At 70.0% G+C, this 23,125-nt stretch carries 21 protein-coding genes and 1 pseudogene; 17 read left to right on the forward strand and 5 right to left on the reverse strand.

Annotated elements, in window-relative coordinates; genetic code table 11:
• From FCI23_RS12185 to FCI23_RS12200, 4 genes are all read left to right on the forward strand, one after another.
• Positions 1-636, forward strand: a 636-nt coding sequence (locus tag FCI23_RS12185; protein ID WP_136723540.1) for an HAD-IC family P-type ATPase, incomplete at its 5' end; no start/stop codon positions are given.
• Between the two features lie 21 nt (positions 637-657).
• Positions 658-1,287, forward strand: a complete 630-nt coding sequence (kdpC, locus tag FCI23_RS12190; protein ID WP_136723541.1) for a potassium-transporting ATPase subunit KdpC — start codon at positions 658-660, stop codon at positions 1,285-1,287.
• Positions 1,288-1,470: 183 nt separating this feature from the next.
• A complete protein-coding gene (locus tag FCI23_RS12195; protein ID WP_246143681.1) occupies positions 1,471-3,993 on the forward strand; it encodes a sensor histidine kinase in 2,523 nt (840 codons plus the stop codon).
• The gene (locus FCI23_RS12200) at positions 3,990-4,673 is read left to right on the forward strand and encodes a response regulator (protein WP_136723542.1); all 684 of its coding nucleotides are present in this window, start codon (positions 3,990-3,992) and stop codon (positions 4,671-4,673) included. Before FCI23_RS12195 ends, FCI23_RS12200 begins: the two co-directional genes overlap by 4 nt.
• Positions 4,674-4,707: 34 nt before the next feature.
• On the opposite strand, the gene FCI23_RS12205 is transcribed toward FCI23_RS12200, so the two are convergent.
• Complete coding sequence (locus FCI23_RS12205; RefSeq protein ID WP_322973821.1) at positions 4,708-5,280, reverse strand: hypothetical protein; 573 nt, start codon at positions 5,278-5,280, stop codon at positions 4,708-4,710.
• A 715-nt stretch (positions 5,281-5,995) separates the two neighbouring features.
• Between FCI23_RS12205 and FCI23_RS12210 the strand changes: the two genes are divergently transcribed.
• The gene (locus tag FCI23_RS12210; RefSeq protein ID WP_136723543.1) at positions 5,996-7,813 is read left to right on the forward strand and encodes an APC family permease; all 1,818 of its coding nucleotides are present in this window, start codon (positions 5,996-5,998) and stop codon (positions 7,811-7,813) included.
• A gap of 66 nt (positions 7,814-7,879) precedes the next feature.
• Here the strand turns inward: FCI23_RS12210 and FCI23_RS12215 are convergent, their stop codons facing one another.
• Positions 7,880-8,062: a hypothetical protein gene (locus tag FCI23_RS12215; protein WP_136723544.1), complete on the reverse strand. Its 183-nt coding sequence runs from the start codon at positions 8,060-8,062 to the stop codon at positions 7,880-7,882.
• A gap of 80 nt (positions 8,063-8,142) precedes the next feature.
• Here FCI23_RS12215 and FCI23_RS63660 point away from each other — a divergent pair.
• Positions 8,143-8,244, forward strand: a pseudogene (locus FCI23_RS63660) (transcriptional regulator); the annotation flags it as partial.
• A gap of 171 nt (positions 8,245-8,415) precedes the next feature.
• Here the strand turns inward: FCI23_RS63660 and FCI23_RS12225 are convergent.
• A complete protein-coding gene (locus FCI23_RS12225; protein ID WP_211265292.1) occupies positions 8,416-8,553 on the reverse strand; it encodes a hypothetical protein in 138 nt (45 codons plus the stop codon).
• A 308-nt stretch (positions 8,554-8,861) separates the two neighbouring features.
• On the opposite strand from FCI23_RS12225, the gene FCI23_RS12230 reads away from it, so the two are divergent.
• Entirely contained in the window at positions 8,862-9,164 is a 303-nt protein-coding gene (locus FCI23_RS12230; protein ID WP_136723545.1) for a hypothetical protein, read from the forward strand.
• A 102-nt stretch (positions 9,165-9,266) separates the two neighbouring features.
• A complete protein-coding gene (locus FCI23_RS12235) occupies positions 9,267-9,572 on the forward strand; it encodes an ArsR/SmtB family transcription factor (RefSeq protein WP_136723546.1) in 306 nt (101 codons plus the stop codon).
• Positions 9,573-9,915: 343 nt separating this feature from the next.
• On the opposite strand, the gene FCI23_RS12240 is transcribed toward FCI23_RS12235, so the two are convergent.
• A complete protein-coding gene (locus FCI23_RS12240; RefSeq protein ID WP_136723547.1) occupies positions 9,916-10,395 on the reverse strand; it encodes a hypothetical protein in 480 nt (159 codons plus the stop codon).
• 236 nt (positions 10,396-10,631) lie between these two features.
• Here FCI23_RS12240 and paaK point away from each other — a divergent pair, with 236 nt between their 5' ends.
• Complete coding sequence (gene paaK, locus FCI23_RS12245; protein ID WP_136723548.1) at positions 10,632-11,978, forward strand: phenylacetate--CoA ligase PaaK; 1,347 nt, start codon at positions 10,632-10,634, stop codon at positions 11,976-11,978.
• A 7-nt stretch (positions 11,979-11,985) separates the two neighbouring features.
• Here the strand turns inward: paaK and FCI23_RS12250 are convergent, their stop codons facing one another.
• Complete coding sequence (locus FCI23_RS12250) at positions 11,986-12,363, reverse strand: hypothetical protein (protein WP_136723549.1); 378 nt, start codon at positions 12,361-12,363, stop codon at positions 11,986-11,988.
• A 133-nt stretch (positions 12,364-12,496) separates the two neighbouring features.
• Here FCI23_RS12250 and FCI23_RS12255 point away from each other — a divergent pair, with 133 nt between their 5' ends.
• The 8 genes from FCI23_RS12255 (at position 12,497) to FCI23_RS12290 (ending at position 23,073) form a co-directional block, all read left to right on the forward strand.
• Positions 12,497-12,841, forward strand: coding sequence for a YciI family protein (locus FCI23_RS12255; protein ID WP_136723550.1), 345 nt, complete (start codon positions 12,497-12,499; stop codon positions 12,839-12,841).
• A 49-nt stretch (positions 12,842-12,890) separates the two neighbouring features.
• Positions 12,891-14,159 carry an RNA polymerase sigma factor gene (locus FCI23_RS12260; protein ID WP_136723551.1) on the forward strand — a complete coding sequence of 423 codons (1,269 nt, stop codon included), beginning with the start codon at positions 12,891-12,893 and terminating at the stop codon, positions 14,157-14,159.
• 15 nt (positions 14,160-14,174) lie between these two features.
• Positions 14,175-14,660 carry a hypothetical protein gene (locus FCI23_RS12265; RefSeq protein ID WP_136723552.1) on the forward strand — a complete coding sequence of 162 codons (486 nt, stop codon included), beginning with the start codon at positions 14,175-14,177 and terminating at the stop codon, positions 14,658-14,660.
• A gap of 319 nt (positions 14,661-14,979) precedes the next feature.
• Positions 14,980-16,119: a metallophosphoesterase gene (locus FCI23_RS12270; RefSeq protein WP_246143683.1), complete on the forward strand. Its 1,140-nt coding sequence runs from the start codon at positions 14,980-14,982 to the stop codon at positions 16,117-16,119.
• A gap of 619 nt (positions 16,120-16,738) precedes the next feature.
• Positions 16,739-18,913 (forward strand): hypothetical protein, encoded by a 2,175-nt coding sequence (locus FCI23_RS12275; RefSeq protein WP_136723554.1) that lies wholly within the window; start codon positions 16,739-16,741, stop codon positions 18,911-18,913.
• 67 nt (positions 18,914-18,980) lie between these two features.
• Positions 18,981-20,576, forward strand: a complete 1,596-nt coding sequence (gene pelF, locus FCI23_RS12280) for a GT4 family glycosyltransferase PelF (RefSeq protein WP_136723555.1) — start codon at positions 18,981-18,983, stop codon at positions 20,574-20,576.
• Entirely contained in the window at positions 20,573-21,994 is a 1,422-nt protein-coding gene (locus FCI23_RS12285; protein ID WP_246143663.1) for a hypothetical protein, read from the forward strand. Before pelF ends, FCI23_RS12285 begins: the two co-directional genes overlap by 4 nt.
• Positions 21,995-22,065: 71 nt before the next feature.
• Positions 22,066-23,073: an SDR family NAD(P)-dependent oxidoreductase gene (locus FCI23_RS12290; protein ID WP_211265293.1), complete on the forward strand. Its 1,008-nt coding sequence runs from the start codon at positions 22,066-22,068 to the stop codon at positions 23,071-23,073.
• Positions 23,074-23,125: the final 52 nt, after the last annotated feature.

Here is a 23,125-nt window from a genome sequence, read left to right on the forward strand (position 1 = left end):
GACAACCCGCTGACCGCCAAGGCGATCGCCGAGGAGGCCGGGGTCGACGACTTCCTCGCCGAGGCGACGCCCGAGGACAAGATGGCGCTGATCAAGCGCGAGCAGGCGGGCGGCAAGCTGGTCGCGATGACCGGCGACGGCACCAATGACGCGCCCGCGCTGGCCCAGGCGGATGTCGGCGTGGCCATGAACACCGGCACCTCGGCCGCCAAGGAGGCCGGGAACATGGTGGACCTGGACTCCAACCCCACCAAGCTCATCGAGATCGTGGAGATCGGCAAGCAGTTGCTGATCACCCGGGGCGCGCTGACGACGTTCTCCATCGCCAACGACGTCGCGAAGTACTTCGCGATCATCCCGGCCATGTTCGCCACCGCCTACCCGGGCCTGGACAAGCTCAACATCATGCGCCTGCACAGCCCGACCTCGGCGATCTCCTCGGCGATCATCTTCAACGCGCTGATCATCGTCGTGCTGATCCCGCTCGCCCTGCGCGGAGTGCGCTACCGCCCGTCCTCGGCGGCCGCGCTGCTCAACCGCAACATCCTGGTCTACGGCCTGGGCGGACTCATCCTGCCGTTCGTCGGCATCAAACTGATCGACATGGTCATCCAGTTCATCCCCGGACTCAGCTGACCGAGACAGAAGGCAACCATCATGTCCAGCCCCCTTTCCTCGGTGCTCCGGAATCACCTGGCAGCCCTGCGGATGCTGCTGGTGTTCACCGTGCTCACCGGCATCGCCTACCCGCTGCTGATCACCGGGGTCGCCCAGGCGGCGTTCACCGGCCAGGCCAACGGCTCGCTGGTGAAGCAGAGCGGCAAGACCGTCGGTTCCAGCCTGATCGGCCAGAACTTCAACCTCCCCAAGAAGAACCCCAACAACGCCAACGAGGTCGCCAAGCCCGACCCCAAGTGGTTCCAGCCCCGCCCCTCCGCCGGCAACTACGACCCGCTGCTCTCCGGTGCCTCCAACCTGGGCCCCAACAACCCGGTCCTGATCAAGGCCATCAAGGAACGCAAGGCCGCGGTGGCCGCCTTCGACGGGGTACCCGCCTCCAAGGTCCCCGCCGACGCGGTCACCGCCTCCGGCTCCGGTCTCGACCCGGACATCTCCCCGGCGTACGCCTACGAGCAGGTCAACCGGGTCGCCAAGGCCCGCGGGCTGTCCGCGACGGCCGTACACAAACTCGTCGCCGACCAGGTCCACTCACGCGTCCTCGGCTTCCTCGGCCAGGACTACGTAAACGTGGTCAAGCTCAATCTGGCGCTCGCCGACCTGAAGTAACGAGACGAACGCATACGTCACGCTGCCCGGTCGCGCAGAAACCTTCTGCCCGGCCGGGCGGATCGGCACTTAACACAAGGAGGGCTCCGGGTGACGTATCCCGTCGGTACAGGCGCAGCCGCAGCCGCAGGCCCAGGCGCAGCCGACACGCCGGGCTGCCGGTCCGGCAGGCTCAAGGTCTTCCTGGGGGCAGCCCCCGGCGTCGGCAAGACCTACCGGATGCTGGACGAGGGCCGGCGCAGGGCCGCCCGCGGTGTCGACGTGGTGGTGGCGTTCGCCGAGTGCCACCAGCGCCCGAACACCGTAGCCATGCTCGGCGGCATGGAGATGCTGCCCCGGGCAGAACGGGAGTACCGGGGCAGCAGCTTCCCCGAGATGGACCTCGACGCGGTCCTCGCCCGCAAGCCGCAGGTGGCGCTGGTCGACGAGCTGGCCCACACCAACGTCCCCGGCGGGCGCCACGCCAAGCGCTGGGAGGACGTCCAGGAGCTGCTGAAGGCCGGAATCGACGTCGTGACCACCGTCAACATCCAGCACCTGGAGTCGCTCAACGACGTCGTCCAGAAGATCACCGGAATCCCGCAGCGCGAGACCGTCCCCGACGAGATCGTCCGCCACGCCCACCAGATCGAGCTGGTGGACCTGCCCGCCGAGGCCCTGCGCCGCCGGATGGCGCACGGCAACATCTACGCCCCGGAGAAGGTGGATGCCGCGCTCGCCAACTACTTCCGGGTCGGGAATCTGACCGCGCTGCGGGAACTGGCTCTGCTCTGGGTCGCCGGACGGGTGGACGAGGCCCTGCAGCGATACCGTTCCGAGCACGGCATCGGCGGGGTGTGGGAGACCCGTGAGCGGGTCGTGGTCGCCCTCACCGGCGGCCCGGAGGGCGAGACACTGATCCGCAGGGCGGCCAGGATCGCCGACCGCTCCGCCGGCGGCGACCTGCTCGCCGTGCACATCGCCCGCAGCGACGGCCTCGCCGACGCCTCACCCGCCGCCCTCGCGAAACAGCGGGAACTCATCGAGAGCCTCGGCGGCAGCTACCACTCCGTCGTCGGCGACCACATCCCCACCGCCCTGCTGGACTTCGCCCGCGCCGAGAACGCCACCCAGCTCGTCATGGGCACCAGCCGCCGGGGCCAGCTGCTGCGTTTCCTCACCGGGCCCGGCGTCGGCGAGATCACCACCGAACTCTCCGGCGACATCGACGTCCACCGGGTCACCCACGAACGGGCCGGACGCGGCCGTCTGCTGCCCTCTTCCGCCAACGCTCTGCCGATGTCCCGCCGGGTCGCCGGACCGGTGGCCGGATTCGTCCTTCCCATCCTGCTGACCGCCGTGCTGAGCAACACGCGCGGGCATCTGAACCTCACCAGCGAGGCTTTGCTCTTCCTTCTCACCGTCGTCGGCGTGGCCTGCATCGGCGGCGTGCTCTCCGCCCTGCTGGCGTCGATCACCACATCGCTGCTGCTCAACTACTACTTCATCCCGCCCATCGGCCAGTTCAGCATCGGTACGCCCGACAACGCGCTCGCCCTCGCCGTCTTCGCGGTGGTCGCCGTCACCGTCGCCGCCATCGTGGACCGCTCGCTGCGCCTGTCCCGGCGCGCGGCGAGCGCCACCGCCGAGGCCGAGACCCTGTCCTCGCTGGCCGGCAGCATCGTCCGGGGCGACCAGGCCGTGGCGGCATTGCTGGAGCGTACGAGAGAGGCCTTCGGTATGGACTCCGCCGTACTGGTCGACAAGGCCGGCGCACCGGAACCCGAAGCCGACGGGGCCGCCACCGTGAAAGTCCCAGTCGGGCAGGACAGCCTGCTCGTGCTGCGGGGCCGCACCCTGGCCGCGTCCGAACGCCGGGTGCTCATCGCCTTCGCGGCCCATGTGTCCGCCGCCCTGGAACGGGCCCGGCTGGCCGAGGCCGCCGCCGAGATCGAACCCGTCAAGGCCGGCGACCGGATGCGCACCGCGCTGCTGGCCGCCGTCAGCCACGACCTGCGCACCCCGCTGGCCAGCACCTGGGCCGCCGTCAGCTCATTGCGCAGCCGCGATGTGGAGTTCTCCGACGAGGACCGCGACGAACTGCTCGCCACCGCCGAGGAGTCGCTGGCCAAGCTCAACCGCCTGGTGGACAACCTGCTCGACATGAGCCGCCTCCAGGCCGGCGCCCTCACTCTGCACCGGCAGCCCACCGCGCTGGCCGACGTACTGCCGCTGGCCCTGGACACCCTGCCCGAGAGCCCGGTGGGCATTGTCACCCAGGGGCTGGCCAAGACCGCCGACGTGGTCGCCGACCCGCCGCTGCTGGAGCGGGTCGTCGCGAACCTGGTGGCCAACGCCGTACGCCATACCCCCAGCGGCAAGGACGTCCTGGTGAGCGCCAGCGCCCTCGGTTCCCGCGTCGAGCTGCGCGTCGTCGATCAGGGCCCGGGACTCCGGCCCGAGGACCGGGACCGGGTCTTCGAGCCCTTCCAACGCATGGGCGACACCGACAACACCACCGGCCTCGGCCTCGGCCTCGCCCTCTCCCGGGGACTCGCCGAGGCCATGGGCGGCACCCTCACCCCCGAGGAAACCCCCGGCGGCGGCCTCACCATGGTCCTTTCCCTGCCTGCTGCCGAGGGCGCTGAGGGTGCCGAGGGCGCTGAGGGTGCTGACGCTGGTGAGGCCGACGAGGCCACTGAGGCCATCGAGGAGGTACAGGCGTGAGGCGCGTCCTGATCGTCGACGACGAACCGCAGATGACCCGGGCCCTGGACATCAATCTCAAGGCCCGCCACTACGACGTGGCCACCGCCCCCGACGGCACCACCGCCCTGCGACTGGCCGCGCGCAAGCCGCCCGATGCCATTCTCCTCGACCTCGGCCTGCCCGATGTGCCTGGCATCGACGTCATCATCGGCCTGCGGGTGTGGACCTCGCTGCCGATCATCGTGCTTTCCGGGCGGACGGACACCACCGAAAAGATCGCCGCGCTCGACGCCGGAGCCGACGACTACCTCACCAAACCGTTCCTGATGGAGGAACTCTTCGCCCGGCTCCGCGCCGTACTCCGCCGCCCGCCGGCCATCGACGAACCGGGCACCGTGACCCTCGCGGACTGGCTGATCGACCTGGGCGCCTACACCGCCGTGCCCGCTTCGGGCGACGGTGAGCCGCTCCACCTCACCCCCACTGAATGGCGGCTCCTCACCCCGCTGCTGCGCAACCCCGGCCGCCTGGTCACCGGTCGCCGGCTGCTCCGGGAGGTATGGGGCCCCGAACACGAGGAGCGGACCAACTACCTGCGCGTCTACGTCGCCTGCCTGCGCCGCAAGCTGGAACCGGACCCGGCGCACCCACGCCATCTCATCACCGAACCCGGCCTGGGCTATCGCTTCGAACCGTGAGCGCACCAGGCGACGCAGGCACCTACTCCAGCTGCTACTCCAGCCCCGAGGTCCCGAGGACTGCCCGGGCCGTCTCCCCGTCGATCCACTCCCCCAACTCCCGCAGCACGTCCGTCCCGGACCGCAGCGTCCCGCGCTCACGGGAGCGGCGGGCACCGGTGTCCAGCAGGTGCCAGAGCAGCGGGTTGGCGGCGAGGACCCGGGGATTCAGGTCCAACCGCCCGCCGTAGGCGTCCCACAGCACCAACCGCTGCGCGACCTGGCCGTACAGCTCCACCACCGACAGCGCGTCCGTGCGCACCCGCCGCTCGCGCCCGGCTCCCCGTACCGCCAGCCACCCCTCGGCCGCCGTCACGCGCGGCGGCAGGAGTACGGCGAACACCATGGCGCCCAGCGCGGCCCACATCCCGGCGCGCGGTAGCGTAAAGCCGCCCGAAACCTGGTCGAGCAGCATCGCCACCCCGGAGAACCCCACCGCGCAGTACACCGCGTGCCGGGCATGCACCCGCCAGCGGCGGTCGACTGCGGTTTCCCGGACAGCCGGCGTCCCGGCGCCGTTGTGCTGCCGACGGCACGCTGCGGAGGATCGAGCGGTTCGGCGTCCCATACGACCCAGACGACCCATACGACCCATACGACCCACGCTAGGCGTGCCAGGAGCCCGCGTCCTTGGCACTGACGTCTCCCTGATGCCGTTTGGCCCATCTTTAACGGGACTCTGACGCGGTGGGAAAGCTCAGCCGACGTGGAAACGGTTCACCAGCCTGATTGGCCGCCACGTCCACAACAACCGTCGAGGACGGCGAACGGCTTCTCGATGCCGATCATGCCCACGGCATTGACGCTCACGGTGGTGTCCCAGAGCGCGGGACAAAGCCGTGGACGTGATGCCGCGACTCGTCATCGGGCGTGAGCGGGTGCTCGGGCCCGAGCACCCGTGGCTCATGGAGAACCGCAGCCGCCTCGCCCATTGACTGGCCCAACAGGCCGCACCGGAGGCTGGGCACGAGGCCCCCGTTGCCCTGCCCCTCTGCGAACGCATCCTCGACGTGGGCCGGGTACAGCCGGGAATCGGCCGCCAAGGCCACTCTGAACAGGCGGAATGACTTTACAAGTCCGCTGGACAATCGGGCCGTTGGAGCGTGGGAGCGAAAGGGGCGGTTGTCGGCGTAGTCGAGCGAGGGGACGGCGAAGCTCGGCGATCTTGATGCTTCCCTGATGCCGGCCCGCGATCCTTTGGCGCATCCTTGACGCGGCGTGACGGCGGGCCCGGTCAGACTTGTCCCGAACAGCCCCCGCCCCCGGCACCAACGAGGTCCTCTATGACGTTCGGCCTGGCCCGTCGCGACGTGCGGCCGAAGGTTCCGCTGCGGCACGGCGAAGGCGACAAGCACCGCCTGACCAGTCTGGAGGGGCTCGCCGCGCTGTCGCTGGACGCGCTGAGCTCGGTCGCGTACGGGCCCGAGGCGATCGTGCTCGTCCTGGTTGCCGCCGGGACCGGGGCGCTGACCGCGACGCTGCCGATCACCCTGGTGATCGCCGCCCTGCTAGCGGTGCTGGTGGTCTCCTACGGGCAGGTGATCGCCGTCCATCCGGACGGCGGTGGGGCGTACGCGGTGGCGAAGAAGGACCTCGGGGCCCGCACGAGCCTGCTCGCGGCGGCGAGCCTGGTCGTCGACTACGTCCTTACCGTCGCTGTCAGCCTCGCCGCAGGCGCCGCCGCTCTGGCCTCCGCATTCCCCGCCCTCTCCTCGCACCTGCTCGCCGTCTGCCTGATCGGGCTTGTGCTGCTCACGGCCGTGAACCTGTGGGGCATCGCCGAGAGCGCCCGGGTGCTGATGCTGCCGACGGTGCTGTTCATCGTGAGCATCCTCGGCATCGTCGTCATAGGGCTGTTGCGCTCGCACCCCGCAGCCATGGTCGGCAGCGCCCAGCCCGTGCACGCCACCGAGGCACTGGGCGTCCTGCTGATCCTGAAGGCATTCTCGGCCGGCTGCTCCGCCCTGACCGGGGTCGAGGCCATCGCCAACGGGGTGCCCACGTTCCGCGAGCCACGCGTCAAGAGGGCCCAGCGCACCGAGTTGATGCTGGGTGCGCTGCTCGGGCTGATGCTGGTCGGGCTGGCGGTCCTGATCCGCCGCGACCATGTGGCCCCGCGCGGTGGTGTGACGGTCCTGGCCCAGCTCACCGCCGGCTCGTACGGAACCGGCTGGGCCTACTACGCGACCAACATCGTCGTCACCCTCGTCCTCCTCTTCGCCGCCAACACCTCCTTCGGCGGCCTCCCGGTGCTCATGAGCCTGCTGGCCCGCGACCACCGGCTGCCTCACCTGTTCGGACTGCGCGCGGAACGGCCGGTGTACCGGTACGGCGTGCTGGCCCTGGCCCTGCTGTCGGCCGCACTGCTCATCGCCGTAGGGGCCAACACCCAGAAGCTGATCCCGCTCTTCGCCATCGGCGTGTTCATCGGCTTCTCCATCAGCCAGATCGGGCTCGTACGCCACTGGGCGGTCCAGCGTCCGCCCGGGTGGCTGCGCCGGGCGGTGGTCAACGGCACCGGCGCCCTGCTGACCACCCTGGCCTGCCTGGTCCTGCTCACCACCAAGTTCCTCGAAGGCGCCTGGGTGGTCGTCGTCGCGGTGCCGCTGCTGATGCTGATGTTCGCCCGCATCCAGCGCTACTACACAGCCGTCGGCGCGGAGCTGGAACTCGGCAAGATCCCGCCCCTGCCACTGCGCACCGCCAAGAGTCTGGTCATCGTCCCCATCGGTGACGTCAGCAAGCTCGCCCAGCACGCGCTGACGGCCGCTCTCGCCCTCGGCGACGAGGTCGTCGCGGTCGCCGTCCATGCCGACCCCGACAAGGCGCAGGCCCTGCGCGAGACCTGGGACCGCTGGAACCCGGGCGTGCGGCTGGATATCCTCGACAGCCCGCACCGCTCCCTGGTGGAGCCCATCGTCGAGTACGTCCAGCACGCGGGCAGCGGCGGACGGCAGATCGCCGTACTCATCCCCGAGGTCGAGCCCAAGCACCGCCGGTACGAGATCCTGCAGAATCAGCGTGGCATCCTCCTGGCCACCGTTCTGAGGGCCCGCACCGACGTTGTCGTCTGCATGCTGCCGTACCGGCTGAGCCTCTGACACCGCGCCGGGGCCGCCGCGCCGGGCCGGAAGTGAGCTCGGCTCGACCTCGGCGGTCGGGCCGGGTCAGGTCGTGTTGTCGGTGTGCGTGGTGTGCCTGACGCGCGTGCAGTCGGGGCAGGTGCCGGTGAGTTCGACGGTGTGCTGGACGTCGGCGTAGCCGGATGCCTCGGTGGGGCGTCGGCAGAGCGAGAATGTAGGCCTATGGCTGCCTCTGCTGCCCGTGGGTCCGAAGTGGCGGGTAGTCACTCGGCCAGGTCCTTGCCGAAGAACTCGGTGAGCTTGGCGACGGCGGGGGTGACGTATTCGTCCTTGTCGTACAGGTCTATGTGGGTGGCGCGGGATCGGGCACGAAAACGCTGAACCATCCGGTTGTCGGCCCGCTCACCCTCGACTGGTCCTTCCTCACCTCCACCGACGACCCCGACCAGCAGCTCATCACCCTGACCGCCGAGCCCGGCACACCCAGCCACGACCGTCTGCGCATCCTCGCCTCGTGGGCCGCGCAAGCCGCCGACCACCCGATTGCGGACCGTTAGAGGCTCGCCTGGTTCCGGGGCCGGCAGGCTGTTCAGCCCGACACGGGCCTCCGGCAAGGTCACTCACCGTGCGTTGGGCGCACCGAAGCGCAGGCCGTCGAAGCGGATCGCCGCGACGTGCACGGCCTCGTCCCGCCGACCCTCGGTGGGGCGCATTCCGCCACCGTCGCAGGCCAGGATGTCGGGCTTGCTTTCGCGCATCCAGCAGGACAGGCACAGGCCGCTGCGGCGGACCTGCCGGTTGGTCCAGTAGGCGGGTTCGACACCGGAGCGGGGGGCGTCACGGTCTTCGTCGGGAAGCCGCCACCAGGCGGGCGAGACCAGGACCGTTGCCCAGGCGCGTAGGACGATAGGTAGAGATGAAAAGCGTTGCCATTTTTTTGACCGTCCTTGGAGGCGCTTCGGTGTGGCGCGGTGGAACACATGCAGAAGTCGCCATATCCTAATGTGGCAATACATTGACCGGTCCGGTCGCCGGCCTTCCGGCGGCCCGAGTGAGGAGTTCGACCATGTCCACTGCTGCTGACCACCGCCCCCACGCCGGTCATGCGCACGTCCACGGTGACGGCTGCGGTCACGTCGCGGTCCCGCATGGCGATCACACCGACTATGCGCACGACGGCCACATCCACCGCGTGCACGACGACCATGTAGACGAGTGCGCGGGAGCGGAGCACTCGGTCCACGAGGGGCACTCCCATGAGCACGGCCCGCAGTGTGGGCATGTCGCCGTGCCGCACGACGACCATATGGACTACGCGCACGACGGGCACCGTCACGCGGCTCACCAGGACCACTGGGACGACCACTGACCGTCCCCGGCGGAGACAAACCGGCAGGCAAACCGGCGCAGACAAACCGGCAGGCAAACCGGCCGACAACTGAAAGTCGTTCTCACATGCTAATGTGCGCATGTGACGACAACCTCATCCCCGGAGGAACCCATACAGGCCTTGCAGGCTGCCAGCGAGCTTCTGCGCGCGCTGGCTTCGCCCGTCCGGCTGGGCATAGTCAGCGAGCTGTCCGGGGGTAGCAAGCATGTCCATGAACTCGTCACCGCCCTCGGCGTGAGCCAGCCCCTGGTCTCCCAGCACCTCCGCGTGCTGCGCTCCTCGCGGATCGTCGCCGCCCGCCGCCATGCCCGCGAGATCGAGTACTCGCTCTCCGACAACCACGTCGCCCATATCGTCCTGGACGCGATCCGGCACGCCCAGGAGTAGCGGGGCGCCCGGACAGCACCGGACTACCCGCCCGCGGCGACCGACGCCGCGCCCAGGTGAACACCCTGTGAAGCCCGCGGTCAGGTCCTGCCGCAGCGGCCCGGAGACGGCTTGCGGCTCAGCCGCCGCGGAGTTCCGGTCACAGGTGAGGAGAGACGCGGTGCGGCCAGGGAGCTGGAGACGACCCTGCGGCCGCCCGGGGCCGGCCCGAAGGACCGGCCGTGCGAGCTGGCCGTCGGCCTCGCCCGCTCGGCCGCCACCCGACTGCCGTCCACCTGACAGGGTGCTTCCCGGGTTTTCAGGTTCTTGGGTTCTGGGTTCTGGGTTCTCGCGTTCTTGGGTTCTACCGATTGGGAGAGAAGACGAGAACGGCTGTCCCGTGCTTGATCGACTTCACCTGAATGGTCAGTCCGTTGAGTGTGCAGACGCCGCCCGGGCCGGTCTGGGCGCCCAGGAAGATGCCAGGCCCGGTGGCCGTCATCGACACGTCATCGGCAGTGATCCGCGTGATCGAGACCCTATTGATCCCGAACCGGTGGTCGACGGCGAAGCCCGTGGGCTTCGATACGGCGAGTTCGCACCTCCCGTCGAAGCACGCCCTGACATCGGACCCGGCGGCGGCCGTTGTCGCCGTGGCGGATCGCGTGGTGGAAGCGGCAGGAGACGTTTCACTGGTCTTCCGCAGGGCGCTCGTGGCCGACTCGCTCCGGCCTGCCCGCCCGGCGCCGTCGATCTGGTCTGCCGAGCCGCAGCCGAGCAGGCCCACCAAGGCCAGCGTAACCACGGCGGCCGCGGCAGTGCCCCGGTACATGCGTACGTTCATGCGTCGAACTCCTTGTCGCCAAGCGGTCATCCGGTCCGGCATGTCTAACGGAACGGCCTGGGGACGGGGCCCCGGCCATTCGGGGAAAAGTGGTGGAAGGGGTGTGCGGCGGAGGGGGCCGTGCACCCCGGAGGAACTCGACGGAGCAGGCAGGGAGACCGATGATGAACAGCGGTGACAGTCTCGCGCGGGGCGCTGCGCCCGCCTCGCATTAGGAACGGTCTGGAGGAATCACGATGAGCAGCAATCGGACCGCCCCGGCAGTCCCCGGGCGCCGACTGGGCACCCCGCTCCCGGCCGGGCTCCTCGACGCCGGTGAGCGGATGAGCCGACCGGAGCTGAGGCAGCATCAGCTTACTCGCCTCCAGGCCACGCTGAAGCATGCGTACGGCAACGTCGAGCTGTACCGCAGGAAGTTCGACGAGGCCGGGGTCAGCCCGCAGGACTGCCGCGGCCTGGACGATCTGGCCCGGTTCCCCTTCACCACCAAGGCCGATCTGCGGGAGAGTTACCCCTTCGGCATGCTCGCCGTCCCCATGGCCGACGTCCGCCGTATCCACGCCTCCAGCGGCACCACCGGCCGCCCGACCGTCGTCGGCTACACCGAGAACGATCTGTCGATGTGGGCCGATGTCGTAGCCCGCTCCATCCGCGCCGCGGGCGGCCGCCCCGGCCACAAGGTGCACATCTCTTACGGGTACGGGCTGTTCACCGGCGGCCTCGGCGCGCACTATGGCGCCGAGCGGGCCGGCTGCACCGTCATCCCCGCCTCCGGTGGTATGACCGCCCGCCAGGTACAGATCATCCAGGATTTCAGGCCCGAGATCATCATGGTCACCCCCTCCTACATGCTCACTCTGCTCGACGAGTTCGAGCGCCAGGGCATCGACCCGCGCACCACCTCCCTGGAGGTCGGAATCTTCGGCGCCGAACCATGGACCGAGGAGATGCGCCGCGAGATCGAGGACCGCCTGGACATCCACGCCGTCGACATCTACGGCCTCTCCGAGGTCATCGGCCCCGGCGTGGCCCAGGAGTGCGTGGAGACCAAGGACGGCCTGCACGTCTGGGAGGACCACTTCTACCCCGAGATCGTGGACCCGCTCACCGACGAGGTGATGGCCGGCGGCGAGGCCGGCGAACTGGTCCTCACCTCACTCACCAAAGAGGCGCTGCCCGTCATCCGCTATCGCTCCCGGGACCTGACCCGGCTGCTGCCCGGCACCGCCCGCCCCGCCTTCCGCCGGATCGAGAAGATCTCCGGCCGTTGCGACGACATGATCATCCTGCGCGGGGTGAATGTCTTCCCGAGCCAGATCGAGGAGATCGTGCTGCGCGCCACGGGCGTCGCGCCGCACTTCCAGCTGCAACTGACCCGCCGGGGCCGCATGGACCACATGACCGTCATCGCCGAGGCCCGCCCCGGCACCGGCCCGGAACAGCGGGAGGCCGCCGCCTCGGCGATCGCCAGGGGCGTCAAGGACGGCGTTGGGATCACCGTCGACGTGGCGATCGTCGACCCCGACACCCTGGAACGGTCCGTCGGCAAGATCCGCCGGGTCAAAGATCTGCGCGAGCAGTGATCCCGGCTCAGGCGATCCAGACGGCGATTCCGCCCATGACCATGAGAGTGATCACCAGCTGGGCAACCATGCGGCGGGGCGGCTTGTTTTCCTTGCGTTTGCCGCGCTCTTCCTGATCGAGGGCAAGTCGGGCACATTCCTTCTGGTTCGGCGACAGCCACCACAGCGCCCGGCAGCCCGGCGCCGCCCACGACGCCTGGACCCGGGCCCTGGCCATTACCGTCGCACTCGGCCTGCCCGACGACGACCCCCTCCGCACCACGATCCGCCACCGCCTCAGCTCGGCGGCCACCCCTGGCATGCCCTCCGGGATGCCCTCCGGCCACACCCCGGTCTGACGATCGGGCGCCGTGAGCACGATGGCCGCGTCGCCCATGACGCTCATTGCGATGTCGCCTCTCGCTGTCGGCAACACGTGGCGAAATTGGTCGCTGCCATCTGTCCATACCGGCCGCCGCCGTTCGTCCTTACAGTGGAGTCGGCGATTCGGCGCCGACCCGGATCCAAGGAGCGACCCCATGCCCACCTACATCGCCCTCACCTACACCGCTGATGTCGATTGGACCCGGCCGGAGTACGCCGAGGAGATGAAGGAGTACGCCGCCTTCGGCCAGGCGGCCGCAGCCATCATGAAGGGTGGCCACGCGCTGTACCCCACCGCGACCGCCACCACCGTGCGGGTGCCTGACGGCAAGGGCGGGGATGTGATCACCAGCGACGGCCCGTACGCCGAGACCAAAGAGGCGCTGACCGGCTTCTACGTCCTGGAGTGTGCCGACCTCGACGAGGCAATCGCGACGGCGGCGAAGATCCCGGCGGCCTGGAACGGGGCAGTCGAGGTCCGCCCGGTCGTCCAGTTCTGACGGTTCTGAAGTTCTGACGGTTCTGACAACGAGTGGCGGACGACGGACGATGAGCGCCGGTGACGCGGTGGCACAACTGGTACGCGAGGAAGGCACTCGTGTACTGGCCACCCTGGTACGCGTCACCGGCAGCATCGACCTGGCCGAGGACGCGGCACAGGACGCCGTCGTCCGCGCGTTGGAGACCTGGCCGCGCGACGGCGTGCCGGACGACCCTCGCGCCTGGCTCGTGGTCGCCGCGAAGCGGCGGGCAATCGACATCATCCGCCGCGAGGCGCGGCGGGCGGGAAAGGAGGCGAGGGCGATGGCCTTCCCCGACCCCGCTGCCGACCCCGCTGCCGGGCCGGAGCCACCCGAGGTCGTCCGGGACGACCTGTTGCGGCTGGTCTTCACCTGTTGTCACCCGTGCCTGGCTCTGGAGGCGCAGGTCGCGCTCGCGCTGCGGACGCTGGGCGGGCTGACCACGGCGGAGGTCGCCCGCGGCCTGATGGTGCCCGAAGCGACCATGGCCAAGCGGCTCACCCGGGCGAAACAGAAGATCGCGCAGGCAAAGATCCCCTACCGGATCCCCGCCGCCGAGGAGCTACCCGGCCGGCTGGCCGGGGTCGCGGCCACGGTCTACCTGATCTTCAACGAGGGCTACGCGGCGGGCGCCGGCGCAGGCATCGTCCGATCCGCCCTGACGTGCGAAGCGATCCGACTGGCCCGATTGCTGGCCGAACTGATGCCCGACGAGCCGACGGTGCTCGGACTGCTCGCGCTCCTGCTGCTCCACGACGCCCGGAACCCCGCCCGCATCGACACCGAAGGCCGACCGGTGCTCCTGGCCGGCCAGAACCGCACCCGCTGGAACACCGCCATGATCAAGGAAGGCGTCGAGCTCGTCGGTACAGCCTTGCGGCGCCCTCCGGACCGCCCCGAGCCGTACGTGGTGCAGGCCGCGATCGCCGCCTGCCATGCGCTCGCCCCCTCCTACGCCGACACCCCCTGGGACGCCGTCGTTTCCTGGTACGACGTGCTGCTCACCGTGCACGACACCCCCGTCATCCGACTCAACCGTGCGGTGGCCGTGGCCGAACGAGACGGCCCCGCGGCCGGCCTCGCCCTGGTCGACGCGATCGACGGCCTGGAGACATACCCATGGTGGCACGCGACCCGCGCCGAACTGCTGCACCGCACGGGCCGCACCGATGCAGCACACGCCGCGTACCAACAGGCCCTCGCCCTCGAGATGAACGAACCGCAACGGGAACATCTGCGCCGCCGGATCACCGAACTACCTCTGAAGGGGCGCACACCGAGCGCTGTCCGGCCGTAGAGCAGGATACGGATCATGCATGGTCTCCGTGACAGCTCCGATCCCCGCCCAGTGTCGCTGGGCGAGTACCCCTGTTTGGACGAGGCTCTTGTCCTCCTCAACCGGGATCTGGCGGCGACGCTGCCGAAGCAGGAGCCCTTGCGGCTGATGGCTCTCCCTGGCTGGGAAGTTGACGGGCCGGAGAATGTCTACGTCGCCCTGGCCAATGGTGAGTGGCACGGCAACTCCCTGTACGAGGGCTCGGCGGAGGCCCTGGACGGTGCCCTGTGCGCCGTTGCCAACGCCGCGCAGGACACGGTCATGGAGCGGCTGTGGCGGGTGTGGCCGCTGTGCGCCGAGCACGACATCGGCATGCATCTGCGGGAGGCGGACGGGCGGCTGTCCTGGTGGTGCGCGGGCGAGCGCGTGCGACGCGGGCCGGCCCACATTCGTGCGGCCGTGGGCGAACTCGACACTTTCGTCCGTCCGCGGCGTCCCAACCGCAAGAGACGGCGGTGTTGAGCGGTACGTCGTTCGGGCTCGCCGGGCCGCAGAAGCGGTCTGCGACGATGGAACCGTTCGCCTCGTGGCGAGTGACGCCCGCGAGCGGTGTGGCGGGTGTCGGGCAATGGATGTGAGGTGCGGAACAGTGCCGGACAATGAGTCCCGTCGGTCCGATTCTGCCGGACGGCTGGTCGAGGCCGGGGCCGGGGCCGGGGCCGGGGCCGGGGCCGGGGGACAGGATTCCACCGTGCTCGGACCCCCGCTCCCTGGCGGCCAGGGGGCGGGGGGATCTGTCCCCTCTGCCGCGGTGGTTCCCGCAGGGCCTGCGGTACGGGCCCTGCGCCGATGGCTGGGCGGATTTGTTGTCCTCGCCGTGCTCGTATTCCTGTTCTACCTGCCTTGGTGGGTGCTGCTGTCCTCGGGCGCGGGCTGGCCGTTCCCGGTCGTGCTGGGCGGCAGTGTTCTCTTCGGGGCCGCGTTCCTCGCTTTCCCGGTGATGATGGCTATGGGGCATGGGCACAGGCGGCTGGACTGGGCGGCTCGTATCGGCGACACCGTCCTCGGGGTGGTCTGGGTGCTGTTCGCCTGGTCGGTCCTGGGCAGCGTGCTGCGGCTCGCCCTGATTGTCCTTGGCGTCGGCAATCCGGCGCGGTCCAGGATCGTGGCCGTTTTTGTGGCGGTGGTCGCGGTGGGACTCCTGGTGTGGGGATTCACCGAGGCGATGCGGGTGCCCCGGGTCAAGCGGGTGGATGTCACCGTCCCGCGGCTGGGCCGTGGTCTGGACGGGACGCGGGTCGTCGTTCTGGCCGACACCCACTACGGGCCGATCGACCGGGCCGGATGGTCGGCGAGGGTCGCGGATGTCGTCAACGGGCTGGACTCCGATGTCGTCTGTCACGCGGGCGACATCGCGGATGGCACGATTTCCCAGCGCCGGGAGCAGGCCGCGCCACTCGGGACGATGCGGTCGCGGTTGGCCAAGGTGTACGTCACCGGCAACCACGAGTATTTCGGTGAGGCCCAGGGCTGGCTGGACCACATGGGGCAGCTGGGGTGGGAGTCGCTGCACAACCGCCATGTCGTCGTGGAGCGTGGCGGGGACAGGCTCGTTCTCGCGGGTGTGGATGACCGGACCGCGGCGTCCTCCGGACTGCCCGGCCACCGCGCAGACCTCGGCGGTGCGTTGGCGGGCGTGGATCCGGATCTGCCGGTCCTGCTCGTCGCCCACCAGCCCAAGCAGGTGGGGCAGGCCGTGAGCGCCGGGGTGGACCTGCAGGTCTCCGGGCACACCCATGGCGGGCAGATCTGGCCCTTCAACTTCCTCGTCCGGATCGATCAGCCGGTGGTGCACGGCCTGAGCCGGCACGGGGAGCGAACCCAGCTGTACACGACCCGGGGTGCCGGCTTCTGGGGACCGCCGTTCCGGATCTTCGCACCGAGCGAGATCACCCTCCTCACGCTGCGGGCCTCGGCGTGAGGTACCGCTCGGGGTTCGATGAGTCGGCCACTGCGGCCAATCCTTTCTTCTCCGTCGGCCAGGATGTATTCCGGCTCCGCGTTCCGGCGGCAAGATATCGAACACACTCATCGATTTAAATGCGCGGCGAGACCTCTGCGGGGCGGTCTTCTAGCGGACACGAAGACCGATCGCAGGATAATCCGATCAGCGCAACACCATTGAGCGACTTCATGAGCAGCCACTCGGTGAACGCCCCGGGAAGGGCGCCCGGACCCACCGAGCAATCAGTCTTGCGGTCAAAGCGGATCTGAGCTGCGTAGATTCCGCGCCCGACGCCCCAAGGGCCGGTCGATGCGGGCGGGTGAATTGGGTGCATATGCGTATTTTGTGAGGTCATCGGACTGGCCTGTCTGTGCCTGTCGCGGAGCGGTCGGGAAGCCTCAATGGCGTGCCGGGAGGTGATATACCTCTGGGAGTCGAGGGGGCACGGGGCCGGGGGATTTCGCATGTACGCGTCTGTCTTAACTTCGGGCACAGCTATGCCCGCGCGCGATCATTCCTGGGTAATTTCTGTCGCTACCTGATCCGCTATTTATATTGTGCTGTACATGGCGTGCGGCACTGGGGGGAGTCAATCATGCGTTGCATGCTGTTGAGGACCGGTGTGTGCAGCAGTGCCGTCCTGCTCGCACTCGTAACGTCGCCCATCGGGGCAATAGCCGCCGAGCAGGCGCCAAGGATCGACCTGAAAGTGCTCGTCGTCGATGACGGGGGCCCGGCCACGGAGGCCATCACCGCCGAACTCGAATCGGCCGGTACCCCGTACACCAGGATCGACCTGGCCGACAGCGGGCGGCCACAGATCAACACCGCGTTCCTCAGCGACACCGTCAGCGGCCGTCCCAGGGCGAAGTACCAGGCCGTCGTGCTGCCGAACGACAATCCGTTCGGGGCCGGCTCCGCGGAGATGGCGGCACTGGCCACCTTCGAGAAGAGCTTCGGCATCCCGCAGGCCGACGCCTACACCTACGCCCGGCCCGAGGTCGGGCTGAACTACGCGCAGTCGCCGGGATACATCGGCTCGCTCGACGGCACCACCGCTCAGGTGACGTCCGCCGGGAAGGCCGGGCCGTTCGGCTACCTCGGCGGCAGAGTCCCCTTCGAGGACAACGCGCCCGACGTGTCCGAGAGCTACGGCTATCTGGCCGTGCCGCTCGCCCAGCAGCAGCCCGGGGCAACGTTCACCAGCTATGTGGACGCCCCGATCCCCGGCAGCTCCGAGCGCGGCTCGCTCATCGGCGAGTACGCCCACGACGGCCGCCGGGAACTGGTCATCAACTTCGTCTACAACCAGTACCAGCAGCAGTACCGGCTGGTCGCCCGGGGCATCGTCGAGTGGCTCACCCAGGGCATCCACCTGGGCGCCGACCGCAACTACTTCGCGGTGAACGTCGACGATGTCTTCCTCGCCGACGACCGGTGGAACACCACGCTCAACTGCACCCCGGGCGACGTGGACTGCACCCCCGGCGGGGGCGCCACCCCCGACCCGATCCGGATGACGGCGGCGGACGCCCAGTACGCAAAGCAGTGGTCCCAGAGCCACGGGCTGACCCTGGACATGGTGTTCAACGGCGGCGGCAGCGAGCTCTACAAGACGGACAACAACGGCGCCGACCCGACAGCGGACCAGCTCGTCGCCGACAAGAGCGCCTTCCGATGGGTCAACCACACCTACGAGCACCCGTTCTTGGGCTGCGTCCAGGATGTCAGCGTGGTGCCCTGGAAGTGCTCCACCGACGCAAGCGGAAAGGTGCAGTGGGTAAGCCAGGCCGACATCACCTCGCAGATCACCAAGAACCGTGACTGGGCCAAGGGCAAGGGTCTCGCCCTCGACAACACGGAACTGGTCACGGGTGAGCACTCCGGCATGAGGGTGCTGCCCCAGCAGCCGGACGACAACCCCAACCTGGGCCCGTCCCTCACCTCAACCGGCGTGAAATGGCTGGCCAGCGACAACTCGCGGGACCCTCAGCAGCGCCAGGTCGGACCCTCCCTCACCGTGCCGCGCTTCCCGATGAACGTCTACTACAACGCCGGCCGCGCGGCTGAGGAAGTGGACGAGTACAACTTCGTCTACACCAGCAAGGCCAACGGCGGAAGCGGCGTCTGCGAGGGCTCCTCGACCACCACCTGCCTGAGCGCGCCGCTGGACCCGGCGACCGGCTACACCTCGTACATCGTCCCGTTGGAGAGCCGCATCGCTCTCGGGCACGCGCTGGCCAACGACCCGCGGCCGGACTTCATCCACCAGTCGAACCTCGCCGAGGACCGCATCGCCTACCCGGTGCTGGAGAAGATCCTGGGTGACTACGCAGGCCTCTTCGCCGGCAACACCCCGCTGGTGAACCTGCGGCTGAAGGACATCGGGACCGAGCTGAAGAACCGCGCCGCCTGGGCCACCGCCGTGAAGAACAACCAGGTCACCGCCTACCGGATCGGCAACACGGTCACCATCAGCACGCCGAGCGGTACGCAGACCACCGCGACCATGCCTGCCGGAACCACCCAGAAACAGCTGCTCGGCAGCACGGCCTTCGGCACCGCCTACGCCGGGCAGTTGTCCGGCTGGACCAGCCCCGGCACGCTGCAGAGCTCGATCACCCTCCAGCTGACCACGCAGGCCACGCCCGCGACCGTCACCGCCACCGGAACCGTCAAGGTCGCGGCCCCGGCAAAGGCGCTGCCCGTGCCCAACGGCGTCGCCAACCCCGTTCCGGCGGGCCCCGGTGACACCGCGAGCCAGGGCTGACCGTGAGTCACGGGGATTCAGGGGATCTTGAGCACCGCAGGAACCTCGGGGGAGGACCAACCGCACCATGGAAGTAATCCGGGACACGCCGCCGTTCGGTACGACCCGCGTCACCATGCTCACCGAAGGGACGTACCCGCACAGTCACGGCGGCGTGAGCGTGTGGTGCGACCAGCTGCTCCAGGGCATGCCCGACATCGACTTCCGGATACTCGCGGTCACCAGCGACGGCCGCGAGCCCCTCACCTGGAAACCGCCGTCGCATGTCAGCAGCCTGGTCTCCATACCCACCTGGGGACCGACGCCGGCCGGCCGCGCACCGCGCGGCCGGCGGCTGCGGACCTTCCTCGACACCTACGAGACGTTTCTGCTGGCGCTGCTCGGCGAAGGCGACGGCTCCGGCACCGGCTCCGATGCCACCGTCCGCCGGCACTTCGCGGAGGGCCTGTACGGGCTCGCGGCGCGGGCCCGGCACGGGGAACTGACGGCGTCACTTCGCACCGAGGCAGCCGTGCGCACCCTGTGCGCCGTATGGAACCGTCCGCAGGTAGCAGCCCGCGCCGCCCGGCCGACCATGCATGACGCGCTGACCGCGACCGACCTGCTGGAACACGCACTGCGCCCGCTCGCCGCCGCCCCGCCCCGGGACGGGGTCGCCCACGCCGTCAGCGGGGGGCTCGCGACCCTCCCGGGCCTGCTGGCCCATCACCTGCACGGCACTCCGCTGCTGCTCACCGAGCACGGCGTGTACCTGCGCGAGCGCTACCTCGGCTACCGCTCCGGCGGCCATAGCTGGCCGGTGAAAGCGCTGCTGCTCGGCTTCTTCCGGCTGCTGGCGCAGGAGAGCTATGCCCGCGCCGCGCTCATCACGCCGGGAAGCCACTACAACCGGAAGTGGGAGGAGCGGGGCGGCACCCCGCCGGACAAGATCCGTACCGTCTACAACGGCGTGGATCCCGCGGTTTTTCCTCCCGCCGGTCCGGAGCCCGAGACGCCCACCCTGGCCTGGGCGGGGCGGATCGACCCCATCAAGGACCTCGAAACGCTGATCCGGGCCTTCGCCTCGGTGCGGCGGGAGATACCGCAGGCCCGGCTGCGGCTCTTCGGAGGCACACCGCACGGTGGCGAGGCCTACCGCGAACGCTGCCAGGCGCTCGCACAGGAGCTGGGCATCGCCGACGCCGTGGCCTTCGAGGGCCGGGTGGAGGACATCCGCGACGCCTACGCTGCCGGCAACGTGGTCATGCTCTCCAGCATCAGCGAGGGCTTCCCGTTCACCCTCATAGAGGCGATGTCGTGCGGCCGTGCCACCGTCTCCACCGATGTGGGAGGAGTGCGCGAGGCCGTCGGCGAGACCGGGCTCGTCGTGCCCCCGCGAGAACCGGAGGCGATGGCGCGGGCGGCACTGGAACTGCTGCGTGACCCGCCACGCCGGACACGGATGGGCGAGGCCGCACGACTGAGGGTGATCGAGCAGTTCACTCTCCGGCACACCATCGACTCCTTCCGCGAGATATACGGTTCGCTCGCCGCCGGCCGCCGCAGTCCGCGCGAGGCGGTCCAGCCAGCCGACCCCTGGGCCGTTCCCGGCGCCGACCCCCGGGCCGAGCAGTGGCCCCAGGCGCCGGCGGGCCGCGCCCAGCGCGCCGGGGGTGACCGATGAACGCGCCACCGCGTTCCGCACCTGGCGCCCCGGGGACGGGGAAGCGCGGCGCGCACCGCAGGCAGGACCCCGTCCGGTCCCGCGGCGAGGGCGCCCTGCTGCACCTGACGGCCCCGCCCCGGCAGCGCCGGCCGTCCTGGTCCGACGACCCGCTCGACGAACTCGCCGAGCGGCTGGCGGACGTGTGCGGGGCGGCCGTTCACCCGGACGAGATCGCCGCCGTCCTGGAGTCCGACGGGCTGACGCACGAACAGATCACCTCCCGCTACGCCCGACGGGACCTGTTCGATGTCGCCGACGAGCTGTACGCCCGCGTGCCACGCCGCTTTCCCGACCCGGAGCCGGCGCCGGACCCGTGGCGGACCAGCCCCTGGCGCTGCCTGCTGCGCGGAGTGCTGTTCGGGCTCCCCGGGATCGCCTACGTCCTGGGCACCGGGCTGCTGCCCGGCCGGCCCGGCGGGCTCGCCGCCTCGGCACTCGTCGCCTGGGGCTGGAACCAGGCGCTGGCCCACCGCGCGTATGTCCGGCTCGGCACGGGCGGCCGGCGGGCGGCCGCGCGGTGCCTGATGCTCGCAGCCCCGGCCGGGGCTGCGGTCGCGGCAGCCGCACTGCCCGTCGCCGGCGGGACCGGCGCGGGCCTGGTCTTCGCAGCCGGGCAGGCGCTCTATCTCGCCGCCGCCACCGCGCTGCTCGTCCTGGGGCGCGAGCGGGACCTGCTGCTCGCGCTCGGGCCGACGGCGGCCGGAGCGCTCTGCGTGCCGCTGTGGGACCCGGGTCCGGTCGCGGTCACCGGGCTCCTGGTCGGCACCGTCGCGGCGGCGGCACTGCTGGCGGTGCGGGAGATCGTACGGTCGCTGCGCGCACCGGATTCCCGGGCTCCGGGCCTGCCCCGGCTGGCCGCCTCCGTCCCGTACGGGCTGTTCGGTCTGGGCTGCGGGGCCCTGACGCTGATGGCCCCGGCAGCGGGCAGATCGGCCGCCATCGTGCTCACGTTGAGCATGGGCGTGGCCGAATGGCTGCTCTACCGCTACCGGAGCCTGGCGCTCGCCGCACTGCGGCGCAGCCGGTCCGCCGGGGGCTTCCGGTTCCGGGCGGCCCGCGTGCTGGTGCTGTGCCTGGCCGGATACCTGGCGCTGCTCACCGCCCCGGCGCTGGCCACCGGAGCGCCGCTGGGGCCGCTGCTCGCTCTCGGGTCCCTGCTCTGGATCGGCCTGCTGCTCCAGGCGGCCGGGATCGCCTGGCCGTCGGCCGTGGCGTGCCTCGCCGCCGCCGGGGCGGAGGCGGTCCTGCCGGGCCTGGCCTTGCCGCATCCGGCCCTGGGCCCGGCGGCCGTCCAGCTGGCGGCCTGCGGCTGCGCGGCGGCGGCACTGCTGGCGGTCGCGTGCACCCGGCTGGGCCGGACCACGGCCCACCGCTGACCGGCCGAGCCGTTACCCCGTAATCCCGTTACCCCATTTGCACCGAACACCGTTCATAGGAGACAGAATCCGTGACCTTGTCCGCACCCGTCACCGTCGCCGTCACCGGCGCGGAGGGATTCATCGGCTCGCACCTGGTGGAGGCGCTCGTCGCTTCCGGACACCACGTACGCGCCATGGCCCAGTACAACTCCTTCTCCTCCTACGGCTGGCTGGAGACCCTGTCGCAGGACGTGATGGACAACGTCGAGGTCGTACTCGGCGACGTACGCGACGCCGGGTCGGTGCACCACCTGCTCACCGGCGCCGAGGCCGTCTACCATCTGGCGGCCCTGATCGCGATCCCGTACTCCTACCAGGCGCCGCACAGTTACGTGGCCACCAATGTCACCGGAACCCTCAACGTGCTGGAGGCCGTACGCCGGCTCGGCATCCCGAGGATGGTGCACACCTCCACCAGTGAGACGTACGGCACCGCGCAGACCGTCCCGATCACCGAGGACCACCCGATCAACACCCAGTCCCCGTACTCCGCCTCCAAGGCGGGCGGCGACCGGCTCGCCGACGGCTACCACGCGAGCTTCGGCACGCCGGTGGTCACCCTGCGGCCGTTCAACACCTTCGGGCCGCGCCAGTCCATGCGGGCGGTGATCCCGACCGTCATCGGGCAGGTGGCCGCCGGGACGCGGACCATCGCCCTGGGCGACCTGCGGCCCACTCGGGACTTCATGTTCGTGAAGGACACGGCCCAGGCGTTTCTCGCAGTGGGCACCGCGCCCGCCGAAACCGTCGTCGGCCGCACGTTCAACGCCGGTACCGGTGGCGAGATCGGGATTGGCGCCCTGGTCGCCCTGCTCGGCAAGCTCATGGACGCCGAGTTGGAGGTCCACGAGGACCCGCAGCGCATCCGTCCCGCCGCCTCGGAAGTGATGCGGCTGGTCTGCGATGCCTCGCGGCTGCGCGCCGCGACCGGCTGGAAACCGGCCCACAGCCTCCAGGAAGGGCTGGAGCAGACCGTCGCCTTCTTCTCCGACCCGGCGAACCTCGTCCGCTACAAGACCGCCATCTACAACGTCTGACGACCCGTCGCCGACGCCTGACGACGACGACTGACAACGACGACCGACAACG

This window comes from Actinacidiphila oryziradicis, from assembly GCF_005047355.1.
Classification (GTDB): Bacteria; Actinomycetota; Actinomycetes; order Streptomycetales; family Streptomycetaceae; genus Actinacidiphila; species Actinacidiphila oryziradicis.

Coding starts and splice junctions, on each gene's coding strand:
- kdpC (WP_136723541.1), top strand. CDS start 658: ATGTCCAGCCCCCTTTCCTCGGTGCTCCGGAATCACCTGGCAGCCCTG.
- FCI23_RS12205 (WP_322973821.1), bottom strand. CDS start 5,280: ATGGGACGCCGAACCGCTCGATCCTCCGCAGCGTGCCGTCGGCAGCAC.
- FCI23_RS12210 (WP_136723543.1), top strand. CDS start 5,996: ATGACGTTCGGCCTGGCCCGTCGCGACGTGCGGCCGAAGGTTCCGCTG.
- FCI23_RS12225 (WP_211265292.1), bottom strand. CDS start 8,553: ATGCGCGAAAGCAAGCCCGACATCCTGGCCTGCGACGGTGGCGGAATG.
- FCI23_RS12230 (WP_136723545.1), top strand. CDS start 8,862: ATGTCCACTGCTGCTGACCACCGCCCCCACGCCGGTCATGCGCACGTC.
- FCI23_RS12240 (WP_136723547.1), bottom strand. CDS start 10,395: ATGAACGTACGCATGTACCGGGGCACTGCCGCGGCCGCCGTGGTTACG.
- paaK (WP_136723548.1), top strand. CDS start 10,632: ATGAGCAGCAATCGGACCGCCCCGGCAGTCCCCGGGCGCCGACTGGGC.
- FCI23_RS12250 (WP_136723549.1), bottom strand. CDS start 12,363: ATGAGCGTCATGGGCGACGCGGCCATCGTGCTCACGGCGCCCGATCGT.
- FCI23_RS12255 (WP_136723550.1), top strand. CDS start 12,497: ATGCCCACCTACATCGCCCTCACCTACACCGCTGATGTCGATTGGACC.
- FCI23_RS12260 (WP_136723551.1), top strand. CDS start 12,891: ATGAGCGCCGGTGACGCGGTGGCACAACTGGTACGCGAGGAAGGCACT.
- FCI23_RS12265 (WP_136723552.1), top strand. CDS start 14,175: ATGCATGGTCTCCGTGACAGCTCCGATCCCCGCCCAGTGTCGCTGGGC.
- FCI23_RS12275 (WP_136723554.1), top strand. CDS start 16,739: ATGCGTTGCATGCTGTTGAGGACCGGTGTGTGCAGCAGTGCCGTCCTG.
- pelF (WP_136723555.1), top strand. CDS start 18,981: ATGGAAGTAATCCGGGACACGCCGCCGTTCGGTACGACCCGCGTCACC.
- FCI23_RS12285 (WP_246143663.1), top strand. CDS start 20,573: ATGAACGCGCCACCGCGTTCCGCACCTGGCGCCCCGGGGACGGGGAAG.